This is a genomic window from Kitasatospora nipponensis (genome assembly GCF_039528135.1).
GTDB lineage: Bacteria > Actinomycetota > Actinomycetes > Streptomycetales > Streptomycetaceae > Kitasatospora > Kitasatospora nipponensis.
In genome coordinates, this window is record NZ_BAAALF010000019.1 from 8,675 (window position 1) to 19,632 (window position 10,958).

Annotated in this window: 3 protein-coding genes and 2 pseudogenes; all 5 read right to left on the reverse strand. The window is 74.9% G+C overall.

The window, feature by feature from the left end:
• Positions 1-38: 38 nt before the first annotated feature.
• Positions 39-1,037, reverse strand: a pseudogene (locus ABD323_RS45930) (AMP-binding protein); the annotation flags it as partial.
• Positions 1,017-5,537, reverse strand: a pseudogene (locus ABD323_RS08505) (amino acid adenylation domain-containing protein); the annotation flags it as partial. The pseudogenes ABD323_RS45930 and ABD323_RS08505, both read right to left, overlap by 21 nt.
• Positions 5,524-6,579, reverse strand: a complete 1,056-nt coding sequence (locus ABD323_RS08510; protein ID WP_344440625.1) for a TauD/TfdA family dioxygenase — start codon at positions 6,577-6,579, stop codon at positions 5,524-5,526. The gene ABD323_RS08510 and the pseudogene ABD323_RS08505, both read right to left, overlap by 14 nt.
• On the reverse strand, positions 6,576-9,893 hold the full coding sequence (locus ABD323_RS08515; protein ID WP_344440626.1) for an amino acid adenylation domain-containing protein: 3,318 nt from the start codon (positions 9,891-9,893) through the stop codon (positions 6,576-6,578). The genes ABD323_RS08510 and ABD323_RS08515 overlap by 4 nt, the downstream gene beginning before the upstream one ends.
• A complete protein-coding gene (sbnA, locus tag ABD323_RS08520) occupies positions 9,887-10,909 on the reverse strand; it encodes a 2,3-diaminopropionate biosynthesis protein SbnA (RefSeq protein ID WP_344440627.1) in 1,023 nt (340 codons plus the stop codon). The genes ABD323_RS08515 and sbnA overlap by 7 nt, the downstream gene beginning before the upstream one ends.
• Positions 10,910-10,958: the final 49 nt, after the last annotated feature.

The window sequence follows — 10,958 nt, forward strand, 5'->3', positions numbered from 1 at the left end:
AGCAGGCAGGTGACGGTCGCCTCGGTGGGCCCGTAGTTGCACAGGAACCGGCCGGGCAGGCCGAGTTCGGCCCACCGCCGGGCGTCGGCGACGGTGACCACGTCGCTGCCCACGTTCATCAGCTTCAGCGAGGTGAGCCGGTGCAGCTCGGGCGACTCCAGCATCGCGCGGTAGTAGGCCGGGGTGATCTCCACGATCGTCACCGCGTGCTCGGCCAGCCGGGCCGGCAGCTCGGCCGGCGTCCAGAAGACCGGGTCGCCGACCACGACGGTGGCCCCCGCGACCAGGGTGGCCGCGATCTGGTCCATCGCCACGTCGAAGGTCAACGCCGAGAGCAGCACCACGCGCTCACCGGGCGCGATGCCGTAGGAGTCGGCGATCATCCGGCAGTGGTGCGCGTACGAGCGGTGCTCGATCATGACGCCCTTGGGGCGGCCGGTCGAGCCGGAGGTGTAGATGACGTAGGCCAGTTGCCGCGGCGCCGGGGACGGGAGCGCGCCGGCCGCGCCGGTGGGCGGCCGGTCGGGGAGCGGGGCGTCGAGCCCCTCGTCCCCGTCGACCACCAGCAGTCGCCGGGTGCTCGCGCCGAGCCGCTCGCCCGCGCCGAGCCGTCCGGCGAAGGCCGCGCTGGTGACCACCAGCTCGGCGCCGGCGTCGGCGAGCATGAAGTCCAGCCGCTCGGCCGGGTGTTCGGGGTCGAACGGGACGTAGACCCCGCCGGCCCGCAGCACGGCCAGCAGCACCACCACGGCCTGCGCGCTGCGCTGCAGGCAGGAGCCGACCACCGTCTCGGGCCGCACCCCGAGCCGGCGCAGCCGCTGCGCCAACTCCTCGACCCGGGCGTCGAGCTGGGCGTAGCTGAGGGTCAGTGCCCCGCAGACCACGGCGGGCGCGTGCGGGGTCCGCGCGGCCTGCCGCTCGAAGAGCTGCGGGACGGTGAGCCCGTGCTGCTCGGCCGGGTCGAGGTGGGCGACCGTGGCCGCCTGCGGGTCGGCCCAGCGGGTCAGCAGGCGGTGCCGCTCGTCCTCGGTGAGCATCGCCAGGTCGTCGATCCTGGCGGTGGGGTCGGCGGTGACCGCGCCCAGCAGGGTCAGGTAGTGCCCCGCCAGCCGCTCGACGCCGGCGCGGTCGAAGAGCGCGGTCGCGTACTCGAAGCAGCACTCCAGGCGGCCGTCGCCGTGCCGGGCGACGGTGAGGGTGAGGTCGAACTTGGCGACCGCCGGGCCGGTCTCGACCATCTCCACGCTCGCCGCGCCGAGTTCGGTCGGCAGGTCCGCCAGGTGCTGCAGCTCGAACATCACCTGGAAGAGCGGGTTGCGGGAGAGGTCGCGCTCCGGGCGCAGGGCGTCCACCAGGTGCTCGAACGGCACGTCCTGGTGGGCGAAGGCCCCCAGCGAGACCTCGCGCACCTGTTCCAGGAAGTCGGTGAAGGCCGGGTTGCCGCCCAGGTCGTTGCGGAGCACCAGGGTGTTGGTGAAGAAGCCGACCAGCTCCTCGCTCTCCTGGCGGGTGCGCCCGGCGACCGGGGTGCCGACCGCGACGTCCGCGCGCCCGGTGTGGCGGCCCAGCAGCACCTGGAAGGCGGCCAGCAGCGCCATGAACGGGGTGGCGCCGCGCTCGTCGGCGAGCTGCGCCAGCGCCCGGCCGATCGGCGCCGGCACGTCCACGCTGAGGGTGGCGCCGCGCGCGTCGCGCACCGCCGAGCGCAGCCGGTCGGTCGGCAGCTCGACCGGGGTCAGGCCGGCCAATCGGTCGCGCCAGTAGTCGAGTTGGCGCGCCGACTCGACCACCGACTGCCGCTCGCGCTGCCAGGCGGCGAAGTCGGCGTACTGCACCGGCTGCGCCCGCAGCGGGGAGGGCTGCCCGGCGGCCAGCGCGCGGTAGGCCTGGTCCAGATCCCGCAGGAAGATCCCCATCGACCAGGCGTCGAAGGCGATGTGGTGCAGGGTCAGCGCGAGCAGGTGGTCCTGCGGCGCGGTGCGGATCACCGTCACCCGCAGCGGGTGCTCGCCCGCCAGGTCGAAGCTGCGCCCGGAGACCCGCTCCAGCAGCCGGCGGGCCTTCGCCTCGGCGTCCGGCTCGCCGGACAGGTCGCTCAGCGTCCAGGCGATGGGCCCGGCCGGGTCGACCACCTGACGCGGATCGCCGCCGTTGGAGAGGTAGCGGGTGCGCAGCACCTCGTGCTTGGCGGCGATGGCCTCCAGCGCGCCGCGCAGCGCTACGACGTCCAGCGGGCCGCGCAGCCGCAGGGCCAGCGGGATCAGGTACTCGTCGCTGCCGGGCTCCAACTGGTCCAGGAACCACATCCGCTGCTGGCCGGAGGAGAGCGGCAGCTCGCCGGTGCGCGGCACCGGTCGCAGGGCGGGGCCCTCGCTGTCGGCGGCGGCGCCCTCCACCAGGGCGGCGAGCGAGGCGACCGTGCGGGCGGTGAAGAGGTCACCGACCGTCAGCTTGATCCCGAAGGCGCGGCGCAGGCGCAGCATCAGCCGGATGGCGAGCAGCGAGTGCCCGCCGAGCAGGAAGAAGTCGTCCTCGGCGCCGACCTTCTCCACCTCCAGGATCTCGGCCATCAGCTCGGCCACCGCGCGCTCGGACGCCGTGCGCGGGGCGACCCAGCCGTCGGGGCCCGGCCGGGAGCGGCCCTGCGGGGAGGGCAGCCGGCGGCGGTCCACCTTGCCGCTGGGGGTCAGCGGCAGCGCGTCCAGGGCGATCAGGACCGCGGGCATCATGGTCTCCGGCAGCCGCTCCGCCAGGTGCGCGCGCAGCTCCTCGGCGATCGCCGGCCCCTCGGCGGCGGCCACCGTGTAGGCCACCAGGTCGAGTTCACCGCCACCGGAGCGGTGCGCGGTCACCACGGCCGCGGCGACCGCGGGGTGGGTGCGCAGCGCGGCCTCGATCTCGCCGGGTTCGATCCGCACCCCGCGCACCTTGACCTGCTCGTCGATGCGCCCCAGGAACTCCAGCGCGCCGTCCTCGCGGCGGCGCACCAGGTCCCCGGTGCGGTACCAGCGCTCGCCGGGCGTGGTGGCGAACGGGTCGGGCGCGAACCGGTCGGCGGTCAGGCCGCCGCGGCCCAGGTAGCCGCGCGCCAGGCAGAGCCCGCCCACGCGCAGTTCGCCCGGGACCCCGACGGGCACCAGCTGCTCCTGGGCGTCCACCACGTAGGCGCGCACGGCCGGCAGCGGTCGGCCGATCGGGACGATCTCGCCCGGCGCCACGCCGTCGTAGCGCCAGACCGTGGAGTCGATCGTGCACTCGGTGGGCCCGTAGGTGTTGAACACCTCGGCGTCGACGACGGTGCGCAGCCGCGCGCAGAGCTCGGCGGGCAGCGGCTCGCCCGCCGAACAGAGGACCCGCAGCGAGGTGCAGGCGGCCAGCCCCGGCTCGCCGAGCAGCAGGCGCAGCACCGAGGGGACCACCTGCAGGACGGTCACACCGTGTTCGGCGACGGCCCGGACCATCAGCGCCGGATCGCGGTGCGCGTCGCGGGGCGCGGTCACCACGGCCGCGCCGCACAGCAGCGGGGAGAGGAACTCCCACATCGAGGCGTCGAAGCCGATCATCGTCTTCTGCAGCACCCGGTCGGCCGGGCCCAGGGCGTAGTGGTCGACCGACCACAGGGCCCGGTTGCGGAAGCCGGCGTGGGTGACCACCACGCCCTTGGGCCGGCCGGTCGAGCCGGAGGTGTACATCACGTACGCCGCGTGGGCCGCGCCGACGGACGGCAGGGGAAGGTCGGCGCCGGCCTCGTCCTCGATCTGCGGCCAGGCGCTGTCGACCGCGATCACCCGCGGGTGCGCCGGGAGGCGCTCGCGCAGCGACTCCTCGGTGAGCAGCAGCCCCACCCCGGCGTCGGCGAGCATGAACGCCAGGCGATCGATGGGGTAGTCCGGCGCCAGCGGCACGTAGAGGCCACCGGCGGCCAGCACCGCCAGCAGCGTGGTGACCAGGTCGGCGCCGCCGTGCATGGCCACCCCGACCGGCGTCTCGCTGCGCACGCCCTGGGTCCGCAGGTACCCGGCCAGCCGGCGCACCCGCCCGGCGAGCTCGCCGTAGCCGATCTCCCGCTCGCCGCCCAGCACGGCCACGGCGTGCGGGGTGGCCTGCGCCTGGGCCAGGAACAGCTCGATCAGCGACGGCTCCGGCGCCGGGGCCCCGGTGCGGTTCCAGCGTTCCAGCTGCGCCAACTCCTCGTCGGGGACGATCCGCAGGCGCTCCACCGGCAGTTCGGGCCGCTCGACCAGGTCCGCCAGCAGGCGCAGCAGGCTCGCGGCCATCCGCTCGATGCGCACCCGGTCGAAGAGCGCCGTCGGGTACAGCAGCGTGCCGCCCAGCGACCCGTCCGGCCGTTCGGCCAGGTGCAGCGAGAGGTCGAAGGCCGAGCCGGCCGTCACCGACTCGCAGAGCTCGACCTCCAGACCCTCCAGCCGGAAGGGCTGTTGCCGGTCCTTGTGGAGCGCGAAGCCGACCTGGAAGACGGTGTTGCGTGACAGGTCCCGCTCGGGGGCCAGGTCGGCGACCACCCGTTCGAAGGGCACGTCGAGGTTCTCGTGCGCGTCCAGCGTGCTCTCGCGCACCCGGGCCAGCAGCTCGGTGAAGCCCGGGCTGCCGGACAGGTCGGTGCGCAGCACCACGGTGTTGAGGAACATGCCGATCAGCTGCGCCAGTTCGGGCTGCTCGCGGCGGGCGATCGACATCCCGACGGCGACCTGCGAGCTGCCCGCCCAGCGACCCAGCAGCAGTTGGAAGGCGGCCAGGTGGACCATGAACGGTGTCGCGCCGCGGGCCCGGCCCAACTCCGCCAGCCGGGTGGCCAGCGCGGCCGGCACGGTGAACGGCACGCTGCTGCCGGCCGACTCCCACTGCGCGGGGCGCCGGCGGTCGGTGGGCAGGTCCAGCGGCTCCAGGTCGGCCAGTCGCTCCCGCCAGTAAGCACGCTGACGATCCATCAGCGGTGCCGAGGCCTCCCAGGTCTCGCGCTGCCACTGCGCGTAGTCCACGTACTGCACGGCGAGCGGTTCCAGCGGGTCCGCCGCGCCGGAGCGGAACGCGCTGTACAGGGTGCGCAGTTCCTCCGTCAGTACGCCCCACGACCAGCCGTCGAAGGCGATGTGGTGCACGGTGACCAGCAGCACCGACTCCTCGGGCCCGAGCTCCACCAGCACCAGCCGCCAGGGCGCCCGGGTGCGCAGGTCGATCGGCGTGCCGAGCTCGGCGGCGCGCAGTTCGCCCAGCCGCACCTGCTGGCGTTCGTGGTCGAGTCCGCTGAGGTCCACCACGGTGGGCTCCACCGGGGCGGGCTCGTCGACGAGTTGGAAGCCGGCACCGTCCTCCGTGCCGTAGCGGGTGCGCAGCACCTCGTGCCGGGCGGCGAGCTGGGAGAGCGCGGCGCGAAGGGCCGGGCGGTCCAGCTCACCGCGCAGCCGGAACGCCTCGTGCAGCAGGTACTCGGTGGAGGCCCCGGCGCGCAACTGGTCGAGGAACCAGAGCTGTTCCTGGGCGAAGGACAGGGGGTATCCGCCGTCACCGGTTTCCATCGGTCGCCTCCCTGGGCGAGAAGGTGCGGGTCTCGGGGGCGGCCGGCGCGGGGCCGGCCTGGGTTGCGGTGTCGGCGGCGGCCGCAGTGGCCGGTGCGGACCAGGCCTCGGCCATCGCGACGGCGATCCTGCGCGGCCCGGTGAAGGGCTCGCGGCCGTGCGAGCTGAGCATGTTGTCCACCAGCAGGACGTCGTCGAGCTGCCAGTCGAAGCGGCGCTGCTCGGCCCGGTAGCAGGCCCGCAGGTGCGCGACCACCTCGTCGGGGATCGGCGCGCCGTCGCCGTAGTAGGTGTTGGTCGGCAGGTCGACCTCGTCGTAGACCTCCCGCAGCCCCTCGCAGACCTCGGGGGCCAGCGTGGTCACGTGGAAGAAGGCGATGTGGTTGAACCAGACCGTCTCGCCGGTGACCGGGTGGCGGTGCACGGCCCGGCGGCGGGCCCGGGTCCGCAGGCCCTGCCCCGCCAGCCACTCGACCTCGACGCCGTTGCCCGCGCAGTAGCGGGCGACCTCCGCGCGGTCCTCGGTGTCGAACGCCTGCTGCCAGGGCACCCCGAAGCCGTCGGTGAAGTTGCGCACCACCATCCAGCCGCGGGCGGCGAACTCCTCGCGGACCGCCGGATCGATGGCCGCGTACACCCGGCGGGTGTCGGCCAGCGGGGTGGCGCCCAGGGTGTCGGGTGGCCGCACGCAGGAGAAGAACAGCGTGAGCGGCCAACTCGCCTGGTAGGAGTTCTCGTTGTGCAGGAAGATCTCCTCGCTCGGCGGGTAGTCCGTCGAGGTGTAGACCTTCCCCTTGATGGTGCTGCGCGGCGAGGAGCGCTCGGCGTAGGCCAGCGGCTCGCCGGAGACCGCCCGCACCACGTTCTCGAACCCCTCCACGCCGCCCACCTCGAAGCCGCGCAGCAGCACCGCGCCGTGTTCGAGCAGCCGCTCGCGGATCAGCGCACGGGCCGAGGGCAGGTAGGCGGCGGCGGGCGTGCCGGGGGTGTCGGCCGACAGCACGAACGGCAGGGCGGTCCGGGTCGGGGAGTGCGTCGTCATCGGTTCAACTCTCTCTGCGGGTTCGGCCGGTCGGGGGTGCGCCGGCCGAGCCGGTCCACGGCCAGCTGTGGTTCGGTGGTGGCGGCGCGGACGAAGTCGGTGAAGGAGGTGGCCAGTTCGCGCACCCGGAGGGCGGGCAGCAGGTCGGCAGGGCAGCGCAGTTCGCCCGCCAGGCCGGCGCCGCTCTCGCGCAGCGTGACCAGCACGTCGAAGGGGTGACCGCCCTGGCCCTGGTCGTAGGGGGTGGCCTGCACGCCGGGCAGGTCGATCCGGCCCGCGAGCGGTCCCAGGGTCTGGAAGGCGGCCTGGGCGACCGGGTTGCGGCCCAGGTCGCGCCGCGGGCGCAGCGCGGTCACCACCTGGTCGAAGGGCAGCCGCTGGTGGCGGTAGGCCTGGAGCGCGGTGTTCCTGGTGCGGGCCAGCAGCTCCTGGAACGCCAGGTCGCCGCGGACCGGCGTGCGCAACGCCAGGGTGTTGACGAACAGGCCGACCAGGTCCTCCAGTTCGACGCTGGTGCGGTTGGCCGTGAAGGTGGCCACGACCAGGTCGTGCTGCCCGGCGGCGCGGGTCAGCACCGCGCTGAAGCAGGCCAGCAGGGTCATGAAGCGCGTGGCGCCGGCCGCCGCCGAGGTGCGGTCGACCGCGGCCGTCAGGTCGGGCGGCAGGGTCACGGCGATCCGGGTGTCACCCCGCTCCCGCTCCCGGTGCTGCGGCCGCTCGGGCGCCAACTCCAGGACCGGCAGCTCCGGTTCGAGGTGGCGCAGCCAGTGGGCGAGCTCCTGCGGGCGGTGCTCGGCGGCGGCCTCGGTGCGCTGCCAGGCCGCGTAGTCGCAGTAGCCGAGCGTCAGGTGCGGCAGATCGGCGGCGCGTCCGGTGGCCCGGGCCCGGTAGAGGGCCGACAGGTCGCGCCACAGCACGCCCATCGACCAGTCGTCGGCGATGATGTGGTGCACCACGGCCAGCAGCAGGTGGTGGTCGGGTTCCAGGGTCAGCAGCACCATCCGCAGCAGCGGACCGTTCGCCAGCGAGAACGGCTGCGCCAGCCGCTCCTGGACGGCGGCCCGGGCGCGCTCCTCGCGCTGCTCGGCGGGGACGGCGGTGAGGTCGACCCGCTCCAGGGCGATCGGCAGCTCGGGGTGGACCACCTGGTGCGGCACCCCGCGCAGCGCCGCGAAGGTGGTGCGCAGCGCGGCCTGGCGTTGCACGGTGGCGCGCAGGGCCGCGGTCAGCGCCCGCAGGTCGAGGCGGCCGCGCAGCCGGTGCGCGTCGTACATGGTGTACTCGGTGCTGCCGGGGGAGAGCCGGTCGAGGAACCAGAGGCGGTGCTGCTCGGAGGAGAGCGGTACCAGCCCCGGCGGGTGCGGGGGGATCGTGTCGCGGGCCGTCGACCGACCCGGGCCGTGGCCGGTACCGGTCCCGGTGCCGCCGTCGCCGGCGGCGGTGCGCCCGTCGAGCAGCATCGCCAGCTCCGCCACGGTGGGCGAGGCGAGCAGGTCGGCGAGCGAGAGCACCGCGCCGGTCAGCCGCCGCAGCCGGGAGCAGATCCGGGTGGCGGTCAGCGACTGGCCGCCCAGGTCGAGGAACCGGTCGTGCACGCCGACCGGGCGCACCCCGAGCAGTTCCTCCCACAGGCCGGCCAGCGTGCTCTCGCTCGCGGTGCGCGGCGCCAGGTAGGCGGTGGCGAGCTCGGGGCGGTGCCCGTCGGGGGCCCCCAGCGCGGCGCGGTCGGTCTTGCCGCTGGCGGTCAGCGGCAGCGCGGCCAGCCGCACCCAGGCGGTGGGGATCATGTACGCGGGCAGCAGCGTGCCCAGGTGCGCGCGCAGCGCGGGGATGTCGGGCACGGTGGGGGTGGTGCCCACCAGGTGTCCGACCAGCTGGCGCTCACCGCCGGCGGGCTGGTGGGTGGTCACCGCGGCGGCGTGCACCTGCGGGTGGGCTGCCAGTGCGGCCTCCACCTCGCCGAGCTCGATCCGCAGGCCGCGGATCTTGACCTGGTGGTCGAGCCGGCCCAGGTACTCGAGCCGGCCGTGGCGGTCCCAGCGCACCAGGTCGCCGGTGCGGTAGAGCCGGGAGCCGGGGGCGCCGAAGGGGTCGGGACGGAAGACCGCCGCCGTGGTGCCCGGCCGGTGCAGGTAGCCGCGGGCCAGCTGCACGCCCGCCAGGCAGAGCTCGCCGGCGGTGCCGGGCGGCACCGGCTCGCCGTCCGGGTCGAGCACATAGGTGCGGGTGTTGGCCACCGGCCGTCCGATGGTCACCGGCTCGCCCGGCACGCACCGCGCGGCGGTGACGTCGACGGAGGCCTCGGTGGGGCCGTAGAGGTTGTGCACCTCGCAGCCGAGCAGCTCGCCCACCGCCGAGACCAGCTCCGGCCCCAGCGCCTCGCCGCTGCACACGATCCGGCGCAGCTCGGGCAGCGAGCTGACCGGCTGCCCGGGGCCGGCGGTGCGCACCCGCTCCTCGCGCAGCTCGGCCAGGAAGGCGCGCAGCATCGAGGGCACGAAGTGCACGGTGTCCACCCGCTGCTCGGCCAGCACCCGGCGCAGGTAACCGGGGTCGCGGTGGCCGCCGGGCCGGGCGAGCACCAGGGTGGCGCCCACCGCGAGGGGGCCGAAGAACTCCCACACCGAGACGTCGAAGGTGGCGGGCGTCTTCTGCAGCACCCGGCAGCGCTCGGTCAGGCCGCAGTCGTCGCGCATCCACAGCAGCCGGTTGACCACGCCGCGGTGCGGGACGACCACACCCTTGGGACGTCCGGTGGAGCCCGAGGTGAAGATCACGTAGGCGGGGTTGTCCGGATCCGCCGCCGGCTGCGGGTCGTGGTCGGGCAGGCCGGCCGGCTCGTGCCCGACCAGCACCGCCCGTACCCCGGCGGCCGCGGTGAGCGGCGCCAGCTCCGCGCTGGTCACCACCAGCGCGATGCCGTGGTCGGCGAGCACGGCAGCGGTCCGCGCGGGCGGGTGCTCGGGGTCGAGCGGCACGTACGCGGCGCCGGCCTTCAGCACGCCCAGCAGGGCGACCACCAGGTCGATCCCGCGCTCCAGGCAGACCGCCACCAGCGACTCCGGGCCGGCCCCGGCCGCGCGCAGCAGGTGGGCGAGCCGGTTGGCGCGCGCGTTGAGCTGGGCGTAGCCGACCTCGACCGCGTCCTGGACCAGCGCCACCGCCTGCGGACTGCGGCGCGCCTGCGCCTCGAAGAGCTGGTGGACGCAGACGTCGAGGGGGTAGCCCCGCTCGGTGTCGTTCCACTCGACCAGGACCCGGCGCAGCTGCGAGGCGGCCGGCGCGGCGGGTCCGGCGCCGGCGGGGATCAGCATGGCGACGCCTCCACGGTGGGTTCCTCCCAGAGCCGGCCGACCTCGCCGAAGTGCTCGGCGGCCCAGCTGTCGCTGTAGATCGTGTCCAGGTAGCGCTCGCCGCGGTCGGGCAGGATGACCGCGCAGACCGAGCCGGCCGGCACCCGTCTGCGGATGCTGTCCAGCGCGCTGAGCACCGCCCCCGACGAGCCGCCGGCCAGGATCGCCTCGCGACGGGCCAGCAGCCGGCAGCCGATCAGGCAGTCGAGGTCGCCCACGTGGATCACCTCGTCGGCCAGGTCCGGGGCGAAGAGCGCCGGGCGCACCGAGGCGCCGTGACCCGGGATCAGCCGCGGACCGGGCGGCCCGTCGAAGATCGCGCTGCCGATCGCGTCGACCGCGATGATCCTTACCGGCAGCCCCAGTTCGCGCGCGTACTCCGAGCAGCCGCGCAGCGTGCCGCAGGAACTCGTCGCGCACAGCAGGTAGTCGAGCCGGCCCTCCAGCTGCTCGACGATCTCGCGCATGGTCTGCCGGTGGGCCCGCGCGTTCAGCGGGTTGCCGTACTGGTCGGGGCAGTAGGCCATCGGCGTGCGGGCGACCAGCTCGCGCACCCGGCGGATCCGCACCGGCAGGTACTCGCCGGTCACCGGGTCCGTCTCGGTCACCAGGTCGACCTCGGCGCCCAGCGCCCGCATCACGGCGATGTTCTGCTGGTTGGTCCGGGGGTCCACCACGCAGATGAAGCGCAGGTCGAAGTACCGGCACACCTGGGCCAGCCCGATCCCCAGGTTGCCCGAACTGGACTCCACCACGACCGACTTGCCCGGGATCAGCTCGCCGCACTGGATCCGCTCCAGCAGCATGCCCAGCGCCGAGCGGTCCTTGACGCTGCCGCCGGGGTTGTGCGACTCCAGCTTGGCGAAGGTGCGGAACGCGCTGTCGGGGAAGATCCGGGTCAGCTCGACCAGCGGCGTCGAGCCGATCGCGGACAGCACACCGGTTCCGGCACCGAGGCCGGTGGCCGGCGCGGTCATCGGGTGCCCGCCCGGTCACCGTCGTGCGGGCCGGCCGGGCGCACCGCGG

Coding starts and splice junctions, on each gene's coding strand:
- sbnA (WP_344440627.1), bottom strand. CDS start 10,909: ATGACCGCGCCGGCCACCGGCCTCGGTGCCGGAACCGGTGTGCTGTCC.
- ABD323_RS08515 (WP_344440626.1), bottom strand. CDS start 9,893: ATGCTGATCCCCGCCGGCGCCGGACCCGCCGCGCCGGCCGCCTCGCAG.
- ABD323_RS08510 (WP_344440625.1), bottom strand. CDS start 6,579: ATGACGACGCACTCCCCGACCCGGACCGCCCTGCCGTTCGTGCTGTCG.